This is a genomic window from Cupriavidus sp. GW822-FHT03E04, assembly GCF_058801495.1.
The window spans coordinates 325,190-340,645 of record NZ_JBXANI010000004.1; the positions used below are offsets into that span (position 1 = coordinate 325,190).

The following is a 15,456-nucleotide window of genomic DNA, read 5'->3' on the forward strand; positions in this document are numbered from 1 at the left end:
TGGCTAAGGGGGCTTGCGGCTCCACGGCGGGGAAGGATTTATCCCATGAATATGGGATGCGGCGCCAAAAGGCCTATGGGAAACTCCCGCCGGGAAAATACCATCTATCAGAATTCTTTAAAGAATTCTATTTGAATCAAATCCAATTCGCATGACACGCCGGCGTAGCGGCACGGTTTGCAATGTCTTCAACGTTGAGGCCGCGCCTTGTGTAACGGCCGTCGCGGCCGCAGCCCGGCCGCCGGCGTCTCAGACCAGCCGAGCCACGTCCTCCACAGCGTCATCCAGTTGCAGCTTCAGCAGCTTGAGCAAGCAGTACAAGCCGTAAGCCGCCTCCGTCTTCTCGCTCTGAAGCTCCGCCAGTTGCAGCAGGCTATCCATCCCGGCGCTGACGCTTTGCAACTCCGCGCAACCGTTGGCGATGCGTTCGCGCAGGCCGCGATCCAGCGTTTCGATCCGGTCGATCAGTGCGGATACGAGGGGCTGTTCCTCGGCATTGGCGGGACGCGTCATGCCGATCAGCTCGGCGATGAGATCGCCTTGCCTGCTGATGGCGAGGAGCGGGTCGGCGGGACTGCCGCCGCGCGTGATCGAATTGGGGCCGGCTCGGGCGCTAGGATGCATGCAAGCTCCTTAAAGAGGGGGAGGCTATGGGGGCAAGACCAGGCCGCCTGCTTCAACGCGAGCGTGGCGGACTCGTAAAAGCATACTGCTTCCGCGGTCGCTCACCTTTAAGAAATTTCTGGATTTTCAGGCAGGGCGCGCCGTGGCGCTCAGTGCAAGGCCTCGCCCGCCTGGCGGGGGCGCCCATGTTCGAGCGGATGAGTGCTGGTGAAACGCAGTCTTGCCATCTGTTCCGCCGCATCCGATAGCAAAGCGCTCGCGTTGGCCATGGCTTGCTCGACAGTGATCGGGCCGGGCGCCAGGGAAAAGCAGCCCGTGAAATGCGTCCCCAGGGCCGGCAGCGCGGCGGGGTCGATGGCGCCGCAAAGCAATGAGGCGGGCACTCCGCAGGCATGGGCGCGCTGGCAGGCGATCAACGGCGCCTTGCCGCTTAGCGTCTGCACATCGCTGCGTCCCTCGCCGGTGATCAGCCAGTCGGCGCCCGCGAGCGCGCCATCGAGGTCTACGCAGTCCGCCACGATGTCGGCGCCCGGGCGCATCTGCGCGCCAAGCATCAGCAAGGCGTAGCCCAGGCCACCGGCCGCGCCCGCACCCGCGGCGTCCACGGCGTGGCGCCCGAGCGCCGGCTCCAGCAAGCTCGCATAGCCGGCGAGCGCGGCATCGATGGCCTGCACATCCTGCGCTTGCACGCCCTTTTGCGGGCCGAACACGGCAGTGGCGCCTTGCGGCCCGGTCAGCGGGTTGGTGACATCGCACATCGCTACCAGCCTGGTGGAAGCCAGCCGCGGGTCGAGCTGGCTGGCATCGATTGCCGCCAGCTGGGGCAGCGCGGCGGGCGTTGGCGGGATGTCGCGGCCCTGCGCATCCAGCAAGCGCAGCCCCAGGCCATGCAGCAGGCCGGCGCCGCCATCGTTCGTGCTGCTGCCGCCAAGGCCGACGAAGATCTCGCGCATGCCCAGGTCGAGCATGGCCTTGATGGCATCGCCGAGACCGGTCGTCGAGCGCTGCGCCACGGGGCATGCCATGCCTGCCGGATCGGTGATGCCGACGATTTCCGCGGATTCGATCACGGCGCGGTCGCCCGCGAGCAGCGCTACCGTGGCGATGCGCGCGGCGCCGTCCGCGCCGCGTACCTCGATGCCGGCGCGCTGGCCGCCTGCGGCCAGCATTGCGTCGATGGTGCCTTCGCCGCCGTCCGCCATCGGGCGTTGCCGGATCGTCGCCCCGGGCAGCGCGCGCTGGATCCCGGCGGCGATGGCGGCGGCGACCTGGTCGGCCGCAAGGGAGCCCTTGAATGAATCGGGGGCAATGACGATAAGGGGATCGGGAAGGCTAGGCATAGGGCGAGGCGGGGGTGAACGGCGCTCACCGCAGGGCAAACGCCATACCGAGGAAAGGGGAAAAGTGGGGAAAGGCCATCGGGCGGCAGCGGGTGCTGCCCGATGGCAAAGACTGCTGGCTAAGTCGTGCCCTCAATCCTTCTTGGCCGCGACTTCATAGTTGGCCATCAGCTCAAGCGCGCGGACCAGCGCGGAGTGATCCCAGTCCGAGCCGCCATGGCTTGCGCAGGCATTGAACAACTCCTGGCAGGTGGCCGTGTTCGGCAGCGACACGCCCATCTCGCGCGCGTTCGACAGCGCAAGGTTCAGGTCCTTCTGGTGCAGCCCGATGCGAAAGCCCGGGTCGAACGTCCGCTTGATCATGCGTTCGCCGTGCACTTCCAGCACCTTGGACGACGCAAAGCCGCCCATCAGCGCCTGGCGCACGCGCGCCGGATCCGCGCCGGCCTTGGAGGCGAACAGCAGGGCCTCGGCAACCGCCTCGATGTTCAGTGCCACGATGATCTGGTTGGCCACCTTGGCGGTCTGCCCCGCGCCGTTGTCACCCACCAGCGTGATGTTCTTGCCCATTAGCTCGAACAGCGGGCGCACGGTCTCGAACGTCGCTTGCGGGCCGCCGACCATGATCGACAGCGTGGCGTTGCGCGCGCCGACCTCGCCGCCGGACACCGGCGCATCCAGGTACTGGCAGCCAAGCGCATTCACGCGCTCGGCGAAGCCCTTGGTGGCGATGGGCGAGATCGAGCTCATGTCGACCACGATCTTGCCGGCGCTCAGCCCGGCGGCAATGCCGCCGTCATTGAACAGCGCGGCCTCCACATGGGGCGTGTCCGGCACCATCAGGAAGATCACGTCCGCGCGTTCGGCCACTTCCTTGCCGGAGCTGCAAGCCACGCCACCGCTGTCCAGCAGGGATTGCGGCACGCCGCTGCGGCTGGACAGGCTCACTTCGTGCCCCCCGGCGATCAGGTTGGCGGCCATCGGGGTGCCCATGATGCCAAGGCCAATAAATCCAAGCTTCACTTTCGTTCTCCGTTAGTCGATCTCAATGGCATCGCTTGCCGCCGGACGCCTGCGCAGCGGGCACCGCGATGCCGGTGCCTCAAATCTCTTGTCTCGATCTTGTCTGAAATGCTTGTCCCGAAACGGGGCCGGCTCAGTACCGGCTCAGTATCCCGATGTTTCGCCGCCTGCCGCCTGCCCGTCGCGCATCTGCGTCACCACCTGCCGGGCACCGGCCGCCATCAGGCGCGCATCGGAGCCAACGGTGACGAACTGGAAGCCTTGCTCGATCCTGCGCAATGCCGCTTCCGGCGCACCGTTGTGGATGCCGGCGACCACGCCGTGCGCCTTGGCGCGGGCCACCACGTGCGCGATCGCCTCCGCGACGGGTGGGTCGACATCGTCGAATGTCGGGCGGCAGCCGAGCGCGAGCGACAAGTCGGACGGGCCGATATAAACCGCATCGAGCCCTTTGACCGACAGGATGTCGTCCAGGTTATCCAGCCCCTGCCTCGTCTCGATCATCGCGAAGACGACGATGGTTTCGTTGGCGCGCTCGGGATAGTCGGGGCCGCCATACAGCATGCCGCGGATCGGCCCGAAGCTGCGCGTGCCCATCGGCGGGTAGTGGGTGGCGGCGACTAGGCGCTCCGCGTCTTCGCGCGTGTTGATCATCGGGCAGATCACACCGTACGCGCCGGCGTCGAGCACCTTCATCAGGATGCCTGGCTCATTCCAGGGCACGCGCGCCACCGGCATGGTGTCGGTGGTGGAGATCGCCGTGAACAGGCTAAGGGCGTCGCGGTAGTCCAGCGCGCCGTGCTGCAGGTCCACCGTGAGCGAGTCCCAGCCCTGGTGGGCCATGGTCTCCGCGGCAAAGCTGCTGGGGATGGACAGCCAGCCATTGACGACGGCTTGCCCGTTCGCCCACATGTTCCGTATCCGGTTCTCGCGCATTGTGTCTCCTGTGGCTTGACTTATAAGTTATCGTACAACATGGGGCAAGTATAACCCGCGCAGGCACGTCGTCAAGCGAAGCAGCAAGGTTAAGGCCGGTTTGAGGAAAGTTAGTGCGCTCGGCGTGGCCCGAGGCAGGCGGGAATCGTGCTGAGGCCATGACATGGCTCGCGGTGAGCCATGTCATCGTATGTCTTGCCAGTGCAATGCGTCTTAACGCTTGCCCACGCGGAAAGCGATCTCGCCGACACCAGCCACACCGGCGGTCACTTCGTCGCCGGGCTGCAGCGCGCCGACGCCGGCCGGCGTGCCCGTGAAGATCAGGTCGCCAGGTGCCAGGGTCACGCTTTGCGACACATAGGCAATGACGTCGGCCACGGGCCAGATCAGCTCGTTCAGGTCGCCTTCCTGGCGCGTCTCGCCATTGACCTTGAGCCACACGTGGCCTGCGCCGGGATGGCCGATGCTGGCCACGGGGTGCAGCGGGCCGCAAGGGCCGGAGGCGTCGAAGCCCTTGGACCAGTCCCACGGACGGCTCATCTTCTTGGCGGTGTCCTGCAGGTCGCGGCGGGTCAGGTCCACGCCTACGGCATAGCCCCACACCAGGTCGAGTGCTTGTTCGGGCTTGATGTTCGCACCGCCCTTGCCGATCGCCACCACCAGTTCGACCTCGTGGTGCAGGTTTTCCGTGAGCGGCGGATATGGCACCGTGCCCTCGGCGGCCACCACGGCATCGGCCGGCTTGGTGAAGAAGAACGGCGGATCGCGGTCCGGGTCATTGCCCATCTCGCGGGCGTGCGCGGCGTAGTTGCGGCCCACGCAAAACACGCGGCGGATGGGAAAGCGGGCGCTGCTGCCGGCCACGGCGACGCTTGCCTGTTCGGCGGGCTGGATTACGAATTCGGTCATGTCTGGGTCCTTCTGTGACGAAAGCGTGGAGGGATTACTTTGCGAAGACCTGGCTGATGTCGCCAAAAGCCTTGAACTCCAGCGCGTTGCCCGACGGATCCAGGAAGAACATCGTCGCCTGCTCGCCGACCTGCCCCTTGAAGCGCACATGGGGCTCGATCACAAACTGCGTATTAGCAGCGCGCAGCTTCTCGGCCAGCGCTTCCCAGGCATCCATGGAGAGGATCGCGCCGAAGTGGCGCACCGGCACCTCGTCGCCGTCGACGGCGCTGGTGGCACGGTGGCCGCACTCTTCCGGCGCGAGGTGGGCGACGACCTGGTGGCCATAGAAATTGAAATCGATCCAGGCATTTGAGCTGCGGCCTTCGGGGCAGCCGAGGAGCTCGCCGTAGAAGCGGCGGGCTTCTTCCAGGTCGTTGACGGGGAAGGCCAGGTGGAACAACGGGGTTGCGCTCATCAAAGGGGCTCTTGTCTCTTGTGCGTGGGGGTTGTCGGTGTGTTGCCGTGTTTGATTGTAATCAGCAGAAGTCGTAATATGAAACGAATGATTTCTGTGCTCAGCATCGAAAATTTCAATATGAGTCACGCCATCCCGCCTGTGATTCGCACATGACCCCCAAATGACCCCCAAATGACCCCCACATGACCCCCACATGACCCCCACATGATCCGTTATTTCCGCACCTTCCTTGTTGCGGCGGAGACCTCGTCCTTTTCCGCCGCCGGCGCACGCCTTGCCCTCACCCAGTCAGCGGTGAGCACCCAGATACGCCGGCTGGAGGAAGACCTTGGCTGCACGTTGTTCGACCGGGCCGGCAAATCGGTCGCGCTGAGCCAGGAGGGCCGCAAGCTGCTGCCTGAAGCCATGCGCTTCGTCGAGCTATACGAGTCCATGAAGGGCCGCGCGCATTCCGCCTCCGACACCACGCCGCTGGATCTTGGCGCCGTCTCCACCGTGCAGGCCGCGCTGCTGCCCGGGGCCATGAAGCGCTTTCGCGCCGGATTTCCCAAGACACACGTCAACATCGTCCCCGGCACATCTACCCAATTGCTGACCCAGGTCGATGCCCGCGAGCTCGACGTGGCGGTGCTGATCAAGCCAAGGCTAGGCATTCCGCAGGAACTCAAATGGGTACCGCTGATGCGCGAGCGCTTTGTCGGCGTTGCGCCGGCGGGCTCGCCGCGCGACTTGAAGGCGGTGCTGGCGGCCATGCCCTTCATCCGCTACAACCGGCATTCCATGGGCGGGCAACTGGTGGACCGCTATCTGCGCCGGCACCGGCTGTGGGTCGAGGAGGGGATGGAGCTGGACGAGCCCGCCGTGATCCTGCGGATGGTCGATGAAGGACTGGGCTGCGCGATCATTCCGGCCGCGCTGGTGCCGCTGCGGGCCGCGCGTCACGTTGTGGAGATACCGTTGCCCGGCGAACCCATATTCCGCGAGATCGGCGTGCTGGTCAGGCAGTCGTCGCTCAAGCGCGCGTCCATGGCGGCGCTGATCGATGCGCTGGTCGCCGAGACCGCGCACGCGGCCGGTTGATGTTCCTCCCCGGGCCGCGCGCCGCATTGCCGCGGCGCGCAAAAAAAAGCACCCCGCGCGGCGGGAGCACACGCGGGGCGACCAGGACGACTTGGCAACACCCGCATGGGCGCGGCCGGGCCAGCAAATCTTCAATTCCTCAGCGTTTCGGGTTCAGCCGCACCTCGTCGTGTTTCGTAAGGTGCGGCGGAATATTAAGCAGCGGGAAGGGGGATCAATGCGAAGAGGAGCAGGGCCATTGCGGCCTTATCCCGGCTTTAGGAACGAAGCGGGCCCGCCATGGGCGCAAGAACTGCCGCGTGCATCACCCGGCAGCGGGATGAAGTGTCAATTCGTGATACATCGCGCACATCGCCGTCATGCATTTTCAATGTGCAGTCATTCACTCTGCCAGGCCGGCCAGGAAGATCTGTCGCCGGGCAACCACGGGCGCAACCCATTGGTCCGGCGTGTCGCCGTTGCCGGCGGCGACGGCCTGCATGATGTGAAGGGGTCAGGCAACCGGCGGCTGGTCCTGGAGAAAGCGCGCCGGGATGGCGTCCTTGATCGGGAACATGGAGAAGTAGGGGCGGGCCTCGGCCAGCACCTGCGCAACCGCGGGACGGGCCACCAGCCGTTCGAAATAGGCGGCCAGGCGCGGATGCGTCGGCGCGAAAGGCACTACCGCTGCCGCGTAAAACAGCGCCGGTTCCGCGGCGCAGTCCGCCAGCGTGAAGTGCTCGCCGACCATCCAGGTGCGGCTGGCCATGCGCTGCTCGATCATGTCGTAGGCGGTGCGCAGGGCGGCTTGCGCGTCCGCCACGCCGCGCGGGTCGCGCTCTGCCTCCGCCCGCAGCCGGTCGCCTACGATCTTCTGCATCGGCAGGTGCACGTAGAGATCGAAGATGCGATCCCACAGCCGCGCCTCGCGGCGCTCGTCATCATCGGTCGGCAGCAGCGCGCGCGCGCCGGGGTAGTGCCGGTTGAGGTAGTCGATGATGATCGTGGTTTCCGGGAGCGTCACGTCGCGGCTGTCGTCGCGCAGCACCGGCATCTTGCCGATGGGCCAGAGCGCCAGGAACGCGGCGCGCGAGTCCTTTTCGCCAAGGTTCACCACAACGCCGGAAAATGGCGTCTGGTTTTCGTAGAGCGCGATCAGCACCTTGTGGCAGAACGAAGACAGCGGATGGTAGTGGAGAGTCAGTGCCATGATGGTTGCTCCTTGCCGTAGCGCCCGCCTACGTGGTCATCAGCTGCGGCGGCCGCGGGCGCGTGGCCACCGCAAAGGCAATCTGCGCCAGCCCGGCGGCCAGCCCAAGTGTCACTCCGGTCTGCCACGCCAGGGTGTAGGAACCCAGCGCATCGTAGACCAGGCCACCCCCAAACGCGCCGACGAAGCTGCCGATCTGGTGGCTGAAGAACGCCACGCCGCCCAGCATGGCCTGCCAGCGCAGGCCGAAGGTCTGCGCGATCCAGCCCGCCACCAGCGGCGCCACGCCCAGCCACAGGAAGCCCATTATGGCGGCAAACACCAGCGTGCTGCCCGGCGTGGGCGCCGATGAGAAGTACCAGGCCAGCGCGAGCGAGCGCACGCTGTAGATGATGCCGAGCAGCACGAGCTTGTTGACCCGCCCGCCGGCCCAGCCGAAGAACAGGCTGCCCAGCACATTGAAGCCGCCGATCACGCCGAGTGCCTTGGCGCTGAGCATCGGGTCCATGCCGCAGATGTCGAGATACGAAGGCAGGTGCGTAGTGAGGAAGACCAGTTGCATGCCGCACACGAAATACGCGGCGCCCATCACCAGGAACGCCTTGTTCCGCAGCGCCGCGCCAAGCGCCTCGCGCGCATTCTGCTGCACGGCGCCGGGCAACGTGGGCAGCGGCAGGCGATCCACCTTGCCCGCGTACCACGCGGCGGGCAGCATGACCAGCGCAAGCAGGATAAAGGCCGCCAGCCCCACGCGCCAGCCGAACGACTGCGCCACCACCTGCCCGATCGGCGCCGCCACCAGAGCCCCGAGCGAGCCGGCGCCGGACACAATGCCAAGCACCGCGCTGCGCAACGCCGCCGGCACCGGCCGCGCGGCCACCGCCATGGCAATGGCGCTGCCCGTGCAAGCCATCGATGCGCCGATCGCCACGCCCGCGCCGAGCGTCACGCCTGCGATGCCGTGCGCCGTGGCCAGCAGCGCCAGCCCCAGCACATAGAGCAGCGAGCCGCTCATCATCAACGGCCGGAACCCCACCCGCGTGGCCCAGGCGCCGGCCATGGGCTGGAGCAGTCCCCAGGCCAGGTTCTGCACCGCAATCGCAATCGTGAAATCCGACACCGAGATGCCGATGTCCCTGGTCAGCGGGGGCATGAAGATGCCAAGGCTCTGGCGCAGGCCCATGGCCAGGCTCAGCATGACGGAAGCGCCAATCAGGATCGGCAGGACGGGGCGGAGGTCGGACAGGCGAGGGGGCACGGTGGAACGGTCTCTGTCTTTGTATTGTTGTTATTGTTTTCTTCTTTGTCGTGACCTGATTGTCACACTACGGGCAGCCGTGAAGTCACGCAGCCGTGAAGTGATATCGATAGGGATATCGGTATGCGGGCCGATCGGATAACCCGGCCGAGGGTAAGTCCGAGCGCAAGCGCTGTCAATCTGGATATGGCAAAGGCTGGGTTTCGCTGGCGGGCGAGGTCAGGGCTTGCGCGCGGTCTCCCACAGCCCCTCCATCATGACCGGGTAGGCCACTGGCCTGAAGGCAGAGAACTGGATATCCCGCACGTGGGTGAAGCTCGACCACAACAGCCGCGTCCCCTTGAGCCAGCGAGACCCCTTAACCCTGGCTTCGATCAACTGAAGCTCTGCGGCCGTTGCCGGGCGCAGCGGACCGACAGTGCCATAGAGGCGTACCCCAGGCGGCTGGTGAAAGCGGCCGCGCAGCAGCGAACGCAACCAGAATCCTTTGCCAGAGTCGATGGCCATCAGGCAAACGTGGTCGTTGTGCGCAAGGTTGGCGGCCAGCGTGCTGGTGTAGCGGTCGAAGAAGAATGCCGTCTGGTCCGCGCGCGCGAACACGGTCCCGATGGGCGTGACCGTAGGCATGCCGTCGGCGCCGACGGTGGCAAGGGCGCAATAAAGGGAGGATCGCTGTCCGCGCTCGATCAGCGCGCGGATGGTGGGCCAGGCATCGGCAAGGGAAGGCGTCCGCATAGGGATCCGTGGAGGTTGTCGGGACGCGCCGGGTTGCGCGCGCCCCTCTTTTATACGGACCACGGCAGCCGTATGTCAAACTTCAGGACATTGACGCGGCCGCCCTGGCCGCCGGGGCGAAGCGCTTGCGCAGCATCTCATCGGCAGCGCGGTGATACCCGGCCTCAAGCGTGGCGATGATGTCCGCCACGTGCTCGCTCGCATCGATGGAGCCGCATCCGTGGCCGGCGCCGCGAACATCGCGCCAGACCTTTACGTTGCCGTCCCCGGCACTGCGGTACTTGCTGGTTTCCTCGCTGAACGGCGGCAGGTTGTCGGGGTCCAGGTTTGCCTTGACCAGGCTTGCCCGCAGGTAGTTGCCGTACACCCCGGTAAAGGTGTTGCTGTAGACGATGTCGGCCGCCGTGCTCTGGATGAGCTCTTCCTTGTAGACATCGCTTACGCATGACTCCTGCGCGGCGAGGAAGCGCGTGCCCATGTACGCGAGATCAGCGCCCATGGCCTGCGCGGCCAGCACGTCGCCGCCCGTGGATATGGCGCCGCCCAGCACGACGGCGCCATCGAAGAAGCGCCGCACCTCGTTGATCAGGGCGAACGGGCTGCGGTCCCCGCCCTGGCCGCCGGCGCCGGCGGCCACCAGGATCAGGCCATCCACGCCCATCGACGCGGCTTTCCTGGCATGCCGCACATTGGTCACGTCATGCAAGACCAGGCCACCGTAGGCATGCACTTCCTGGATGACTTCCATTGGGGGGGCCTTCAGGCTGGTGATGATAATGGGAACCTGGTGCTCAACGATGGTGACGAGGTCTTGCTCCCAGCGTGTGTTGAGCTTGCTCATGACCTGGTTCACGGCGAAGGGCGCGACCTTGCGCGCCGGGTCAGCCCGCCGCGCGGTAGCCAGGCGCTCGCGAATCTCCGCGATCCAGTCGGCAAGCTGCGCCTGCGGGCGCGCGTTGAGCGCCGGGAAGGCCCCCACGATGCCGTTTATGCATTGCTGGACCACCAGTTCGATGCCCGAGCTGATGAACATGGGTGACCCGATGATTGGCAGGCGAAGCGCATTGTTCAGCGCCGACGGAATGGCCATGGAATTTCCTTGTGGGATGGAGGGGGAGCGTGCTTCAAAAAACTATACGAGCCGTGCGCCGGCCGCGTCCAATGCGCGTTCGGGCTTTAATGATGCGAACCTCGCATGAAACGCTCCATGCCGTCTGCCCCGTCTCTTTCGCATTGATTCCACTCTCACATCAATAAACCCGGAACCGTCATTGGACGCTCCCGGGTCGATATGAAATAGTTTGCGGCAGGACATCTCGCCGGACGCGATGCTCCCACGGATCAGAACAATAACGATGGCAGGAGGAGATTTCGAGCATGAAGCAATCGCTTTTCGCGTTGGCTGCATTCAGCCTGTTCGCTGGTGTGGCGCAGGCCGATTCCAGTGTGACCTTGTACGGCGTCGTGGATACCAATATCGAGTACGTCACCAATCTTTCCGGCGTCACGCCGTCCGCAGCCAATGGCTTTGCCGCCGGCCCGGCCAGCAACGTGGCACGGATGACGGCAGGTGGGTTGTCCGGCTCGCGCTGGGGCCTGCGCGGCGTGGAGGAGCTCGGCGGCGGCATGAAAGCCTTGTTCGTGCTGGAGAACGGCTTTGGCTCCGACGATGGCAAGCTGCAGCAAGGTGGCCGCCTGTTCGGGCGGCAGGCCTACGTGGGCCTGGAGAGCGCGCGCTTCGGCCGCGTTACCTTCGGCCGCCAGTACTCCACGCTGTTCAGCATGCTCGCTGATTTCTCCCCCACGGGCTACGCGAGCCAGTACGAGCCATTCGTGGCGTTGCTTGGCCTTAACGTCAGGTCGGACAACGCGGTCAAGTACAACGGTGTCTTTGGACCTGTCACGGCCATCGCGCACTGGAGCTTCGGCAACGGCGTTGCCGGTGGTGGCGAGGTGCCAGGGCAATTCCGCCGCGATACCGGCTACGGGGCGGGCGTGTCCTACGCAGCCGGCCCGTTCGGCGCGAGCCTTGCCTATGACCAGTTCAACCCCACGCTGAACGCGGCGGGCGGCACCGGCACGTTCAAGAAGGTCGGCGCCGCCGCTAGTTATACCGTGGGTGCCGCAAAGCTCATGGGCGGCTACCGCTGGGGCAAGAACACCGACGCCAGCGGCGCTGCGATCCTGCGCGACGACTACTACTGGCTCGGCACCAACTATCAGGCCACGCCGGCGCTTGGCCTCACGCTGGCCTACTACTACGACGACGTAAAGAGCCTGGGCGGCGCGAACATCAAGAACCCGTGGCAGGTCTCATTCATGGTGGACTACAACCTGTCCAAGCGCACGGATGTGTACCTGACCACGGCCTATGCCAAGAACGCCGGCCTGGATTTCGATACCTCGGCGATCAGCTTCGCCAATGGCTACTTCCTGGGCGCGGGCAAGGACAGCATGCTGGGCGCGGCCGTCGGCATCCGTCACAAATTCTGATGCTGCGCGCATCCCAAGAGGAGTGTATGAATATGATCACGAATAGCCGGTTCCCAGCTTTGTCATGGACGCGCCGTGCGCGGCTTGCGGCAGCGCCTGCCGTCTTGCTGGGGCTTGCGGCCCTGGGCCCAGGTGCGTCGGCGCAGCAGCCCGATGCATTTCCATCGCGTCCCGTCCGTGTCATCACGCCGTTCCCCGCGGGCGGGTCCACCGACAATTTTCTTCGCCCGCTTGCCATCCGGGTCGCCAGGATCCTGGGCCAGCCCGTCGTGATCGAGCCCCGGCCGGGCGGCAACACGATCATTGCGACCAGCGCCTTGGCGAAGAGCCCCGCCGATGGCTACACCCTGTTGATCGCCGTCAACACGCTGCTGACCAACTCCGCGCTCTACCGCAAGCTGCCCTACAACACGGCAACCGATCTGGTTCCCGTCACCTACCTGGGCGAAGACGGCTTCGCGGTGGCCGTCAGCGGCACGCTGCCCGTGACGAACCTCGCGGGCTTTCTCGCCCTGGCCAGGACCAAGCCGGGTGGCCTCACCTACGGGACATCGACGGTAGGCGGCACGACGCACCTGGGCCCGGTGCTGCTCGAACAGATGGCGGGGATCAAGCTGATGCAGGTTTCCTACAAAGGTGGGCCGACCCTGCTCAACGACCTGGGTTCCGGCGTCATCGACATGACCTTCGACGGCTACACCGGGATGGCGTCGCTGCTGCCTACCGGCAGGGTCAAGGTGATCGCGCAAACGGGCCCGCACCGCAGTCCTTCCATGCCAGACATACCACTGGCCTCCGAAACACCGGGCATGGAGAAGTTCTCCCTGAAATTCCACGTAGGCCTGTACGCGCCGGCAGGTACGCCGGTGGCGGTCCTGCGCAAGCTGAACCTGGCGTTTCGCGAAGCGGTCGACGAAGAGATCAAGGCGAAGTCGCTGGCTTACAACCTCCAGCCGCTCAACCTCAGCGTGGAGGAATCCGCGCGGTACTTCCAGACGGAGCTGAAATTCTGGTCGGACGCGGTTCGCCATTCCGGCATCTCGATCGAAGAATAGAAGCCATGCAATCCGCAAAGGCACCAAGCCGACTAGCCAACTGAATCATGCATCCATCCCTTTTTGGAAAGACCGCGCCGGAAGACGTGTGCGCCATTTTTGCAGACGACAATTCTTCGTTGACGTATGGCGAGCTGGAGCGCAGAGCCAATCGCGGCGCACGCTTGTTGATGAGCCAGGGACTTCGTGCGGGTGATACGCTGGTCTTCTGCCTGGAAAACGACGCAGCGTTCCTGGCGGTCTGTCTCGCAGCGCAACGCATCGGCGTCTACTTCACGCCGGTTTCGACACGGGCGACGGCGGAAGAACTTGCGTACATCGTGGCGGATAGCGGTGCCAGCGTGCTGGTCATCGCGGCCAGCAAGGTTGCGGCAATGCCGGGCCTGCCTGGCCTGCTCGATCCCGGTGTACACCGCATTGCCTGCGCGGGAGAAGTGGCAGGTTACCTGGACTGGGACCGCGCCGCCGCGGGATTTGACGACAGCGAACTCTCCGACCCGGCCTGCGGGGAGGTGTTGCTGTATTCGTCCGGCACCACGGGCAAGCCCAAGGGCGTCAAGCGTGCCACGATGACCCGCCCGTACGACAGCGCCGATCCTCGCCTGGCAGCGCTGATGCAGACCTGCACCCGCGACACGGTCTTCCTCTCCACGTCGCCGCTCTACCACAGCGCGCCGTTCCGGTATGCGTGCGCCATCCTGGCAACGGGGGGAACGCTGATCGTGATGAAGCGTTTCGACCCGGAGCAGGCGCTGGCACTGATCGAACGATACCAATGCACGGCCAGCTTGTGGGTGCCAACCATGTTCTCCCGCATGTTGCGCCTGCCCGATGCCGTGAAACGGCGCTACCAGCTCTTGTCGATGACCTTCGCGGTCCATGGCGCCGCGCCTTGTCCGGTCTACGTGAAGGAGGCCATGATCGCGTGGTGGGGCCCGGTTCTCTACGAGGTGTATGCGGGCACCGAAGGCGTCGGCGCATGCGGCATCACGTCCGAGGAGTGGCTGCTGCACAAGGGCTCGGTCGGGCGCTCCACGCAGGCACCCATCCACATCCTTGACGACGAATGGCATGAGTTGCCGGTGGGGCAGGTCGGCATGATCTTCTTCGAGGGCACGGGCAATTTCAGTTATCACGGTGACGCCGCAAAGACCGAGAAGGTGACGAGCCCGCAAGGCTGGCGGACCTATGGCGACCTGGGTTACGTCGACGCTGAAGGCTATCTGTACCTGACGGGCCGCAAGTCATTCACGATCATTACGGGCGGGGTCAACGTGTATCCACAGGAAGTGGAGGATGTGCTGGGTGCCCATCCGGCGGTTGCGGACTGCGCGGTGTTTGGCATTCCGGACGAGGACCTCGGCGAGCAGGTCAAGGCGGTGGTGCAGACCGTCACGCCGCACGACGCGGGCCCCGAGCTTGGTCGGGAGCTGATCTCATGGTGCCGCAGCAAGCTCTCGGCGATCAAATGCCCCAAGACGATCGATTTCGATCCCGCGCTGCCCCGTGAGCCCAACGGGAAACTCTACAAGCTGCCGCTGCAACAGCGGTACGCGAGACGCTAGTTCTACTAGTTTGACCCATCCCAAGGAGGCATATGTCAGATCAGGTCGTGTTGTATGAGGAGCGGGATCGGGTCGCGATCATCACGCTGAACCGTCCAGGCAAGAACCTGTTCAGTGATGAGGTCGTGCAGGGGCTGCACGACTCGCTTTGCCGGCTCAACGAAGGCAGTGCGCGGGCAGGCGTCATTTGCGCCAACGGCGAGAACTTCACGATGGGCGCCGATCTCCGGGCCTTCCCCAAAGATATCGCTCGCAGCATTCCCGGCGCGGGCGCACCGTCTGGCAAGCCGCTCGTGGTCGCTGTCAACGGCTGGTGCCTCGGTGCAGCGATGACACTGGTCCAGATGTGCGATCTGTGCGTGGCCACGGAGACGACCAGGTTTATGTACCCGGAAGCCAAGCTGGGCGTGTCGATGGGCATGATCGCCGGTCTGGCCGCGCGGATTCCGCACAAGGTGGCGATGGAGGTGATGCTGCTCGGCGGCGTGCTGCCGGCCCGGCGCGCTTATGAGGTCGGGCTGGTCAACCGGCTGGTGCCCGAAGGCGAACAGCTGAACGCAGCGCTCGAGTATGCGAGGGCATTGGCGGACAACTCGCCGCTGGTCATCGCGCGGCTGCGGCGGCTGGTCAGTGCGGTGGTGCCAGACAGCCCAGCCGTGCAGGCCTATCGCCTGCAGAAAGAGCTGTCCTTCATGCTGGAAAGCGATGACCTGAAGGAGGGCATGGGCAGCATCACGGAGAAACGCAAGGCGAATTTCGTAGGACGATAGGAGCCGTGGGTGCGGGCGA

At 65.2% G+C, this 15,456-nt stretch carries 15 protein-coding genes; 5 read left to right on the top strand and 10 right to left on the bottom strand.

Translation table 11 applies throughout. The annotated features are described in order from the left end of the window. Nucleotides 1-249: 249 nt before the first annotated feature. The 6 genes from AC1RQC_RS07225 to AC1RQC_RS07250 form a co-directional block, all read right to left on the bottom strand. Complete coding sequence (locus AC1RQC_RS07225) at nt 250-624, bottom strand: DUF1484 family protein (protein WP_492813015.1); 375 nt, start codon at nt 622-624, stop codon at nt 250-252. A 149-nt stretch (nt 625-773) separates the two neighbouring features. Continuing rightward, a complete protein-coding gene (locus tag AC1RQC_RS07230; protein ID WP_492882803.1) occupies nt 774-1,964 on the bottom strand; it encodes a glycerate kinase in 1,191 nt (396 codons plus the stop codon). Between the two features lie 132 nt (nt 1,965-2,096). Continuing rightward, complete coding sequence (glxR, locus tag AC1RQC_RS07235; protein ID WP_492882805.1) at nt 2,097-2,987, bottom strand: 2-hydroxy-3-oxopropionate reductase; 891 nt, start codon at nt 2,985-2,987, stop codon at nt 2,097-2,099. Between the two features lie 144 nt (nt 2,988-3,131). Further along, complete coding sequence (locus tag AC1RQC_RS07240) at nt 3,132-3,923, bottom strand: HpcH/HpaI aldolase family protein (protein WP_492813011.1); 792 nt, start codon at nt 3,921-3,923, stop codon at nt 3,132-3,134. 213 nt (nt 3,924-4,136) lie between these two features. Then, nucleotides 4,137-4,832, bottom strand: a complete 696-nt coding sequence (locus tag AC1RQC_RS07245; protein ID WP_492882807.1) for a fumarylacetoacetate hydrolase family protein — start codon at nt 4,830-4,832, stop codon at nt 4,137-4,139. Between the two features lie 34 nt (nt 4,833-4,866). Continuing rightward, a complete protein-coding gene (locus AC1RQC_RS07250) occupies nt 4,867-5,289 on the bottom strand; it encodes a VOC family protein (RefSeq protein WP_150990449.1) in 423 nt (140 codons plus the stop codon). A 207-nt stretch (nt 5,290-5,496) separates the two neighbouring features. On the opposite strand from AC1RQC_RS07250, the gene AC1RQC_RS07255 reads away from it, so the two are divergent. Next, a complete protein-coding gene (locus AC1RQC_RS07255; protein WP_492813007.1) occupies nt 5,497-6,372 on the top strand; it encodes a LysR family transcriptional regulator in 876 nt (291 codons plus the stop codon). Between the two features lie 493 nt (nt 6,373-6,865). Here AC1RQC_RS07255 and AC1RQC_RS07260 read toward each other — a convergent pair whose 3' ends face one another. The 4 genes from AC1RQC_RS07260 to AC1RQC_RS07275 all read right to left on the bottom strand — a co-directional run bounded on the left by AC1RQC_RS07260 (nt 6,866) and on the right by AC1RQC_RS07275 (nt 10,644). Beyond that, complete coding sequence (locus AC1RQC_RS07260; RefSeq protein WP_492813005.1) at nt 6,866-7,561, bottom strand: glutathione S-transferase family protein; 696 nt, start codon at nt 7,559-7,561, stop codon at nt 6,866-6,868. A 28-nt stretch (nt 7,562-7,589) separates the two neighbouring features. Further along, nucleotides 7,590-8,759 carry an MFS transporter gene (locus AC1RQC_RS07265; protein ID WP_492373438.1) on the bottom strand — a complete coding sequence of 390 codons (1,170 nt, stop codon included), beginning with the start codon at nt 8,757-8,759 and terminating at the stop codon, nt 7,590-7,592. A 279-nt stretch (nt 8,760-9,038) separates the two neighbouring features. Next, entirely contained in the window at nt 9,039-9,554 is a 516-nt protein-coding gene (locus AC1RQC_RS07270) for a pyridoxamine 5'-phosphate oxidase family protein (RefSeq protein ID WP_492813003.1), read from the bottom strand. Between the two features lie 82 nt (nt 9,555-9,636). Then, on the bottom strand, nt 9,637-10,644 hold the full coding sequence (locus tag AC1RQC_RS07275) for an NAD(P)H-dependent flavin oxidoreductase (RefSeq protein ID WP_492882809.1): 1,008 nt from the start codon (nt 10,642-10,644) through the stop codon (nt 9,637-9,639). Between the two features lie 287 nt (nt 10,645-10,931). Here AC1RQC_RS07275 and AC1RQC_RS07280 point away from each other — a divergent pair, with 287 nt between their 5' ends. The 4 genes from AC1RQC_RS07280 to AC1RQC_RS07295 are packed head-to-tail and all read left to right on the top strand — an operon-like array spanning nt 10,932 to nt 15,437. Further along, a complete protein-coding gene (locus AC1RQC_RS07280) occupies nt 10,932-12,047 on the top strand; it encodes a porin (RefSeq protein ID WP_492882811.1) in 1,116 nt (371 codons plus the stop codon). A 32-nt stretch (nt 12,048-12,079) separates the two neighbouring features. After that, nucleotides 12,080-13,102: a Bug family tripartite tricarboxylate transporter substrate binding protein gene (locus AC1RQC_RS07285; protein WP_492882813.1), complete on the top strand. Its 1,023-nt coding sequence runs from the start codon at nt 12,080-12,082 to the stop codon at nt 13,100-13,102. Nucleotides 13,103-13,149: 47 nt separating this feature from the next. Beyond that, the gene (locus AC1RQC_RS07290; RefSeq protein WP_492828854.1) at nt 13,150-14,667 is read left to right on the top strand and encodes an AMP-binding protein; all 1,518 of its coding nucleotides are present in this window, start codon (nt 13,150-13,152) and stop codon (nt 14,665-14,667) included. Nucleotides 14,668-14,699: 32 nt separating this feature from the next. Beyond that, nucleotides 14,700-15,437 carry an enoyl-CoA hydratase/isomerase family protein gene (locus tag AC1RQC_RS07295; protein ID WP_492882815.1) on the top strand — a complete coding sequence of 246 codons (738 nt, stop codon included), beginning with the start codon at nt 14,700-14,702 and terminating at the stop codon, nt 15,435-15,437. Nucleotides 15,438-15,456: the final 19 nt, after the last annotated feature.

Coding starts and splice junctions, on each gene's coding strand:
- AC1RQC_RS07225 (WP_492813015.1), bottom strand. CDS start 624: ATGCATCCTAGCGCCCGAGCCGGCCCCAATTCGATCACGCGCGGCGGC.
- AC1RQC_RS07230 (WP_492882803.1), bottom strand. CDS start 1,964: ATGCCTAGCCTTCCCGATCCCCTTATCGTCATTGCCCCCGATTCATTC.
- AC1RQC_RS07240 (WP_492813011.1), bottom strand. CDS start 3,923: ATGCGCGAGAACCGGATACGGAACATGTGGGCGAACGGGCAAGCCGTC.
- AC1RQC_RS07245 (WP_492882807.1), bottom strand. CDS start 4,832: ATGACCGAATTCGTAATCCAGCCCGCCGAACAGGCAAGCGTCGCCGTG.
- AC1RQC_RS07250 (WP_150990449.1), bottom strand. CDS start 5,289: ATGAGCGCAACCCCGTTGTTCCACCTGGCCTTCCCCGTCAACGACCTG.
- AC1RQC_RS07255 (WP_492813007.1), top strand. CDS start 5,497: ATGATCCGTTATTTCCGCACCTTCCTTGTTGCGGCGGAGACCTCGTCC.
- AC1RQC_RS07260 (WP_492813005.1), bottom strand. CDS start 7,561: ATGGCACTGACTCTCCACTACCATCCGCTGTCTTCGTTCTGCCACAAG.
- AC1RQC_RS07265 (WP_492373438.1), bottom strand. CDS start 8,759: ATGCTGAGCCTGGCCATGGGCCTGCGCCAGAGCCTTGGCATCTTCATG.
- AC1RQC_RS07270 (WP_492813003.1), bottom strand. CDS start 9,554: ATGCGGACGCCTTCCCTTGCCGATGCCTGGCCCACCATCCGCGCGCTG.
- AC1RQC_RS07275 (WP_492882809.1), bottom strand. CDS start 10,644: ATGGCCATTCCGTCGGCGCTGAACAATGCGCTTCGCCTGCCAATCATC.
- AC1RQC_RS07280 (WP_492882811.1), top strand. CDS start 10,932: ATGAAGCAATCGCTTTTCGCGTTGGCTGCATTCAGCCTGTTCGCTGGT.
- AC1RQC_RS07285 (WP_492882813.1), top strand. CDS start 12,080: ATGATCACGAATAGCCGGTTCCCAGCTTTGTCATGGACGCGCCGTGCG.
- AC1RQC_RS07290 (WP_492828854.1), top strand. CDS start 13,150: ATGCATCCATCCCTTTTTGGAAAGACCGCGCCGGAAGACGTGTGCGCC.
- AC1RQC_RS07295 (WP_492882815.1), top strand. CDS start 14,700: ATGTCAGATCAGGTCGTGTTGTATGAGGAGCGGGATCGGGTCGCGATC.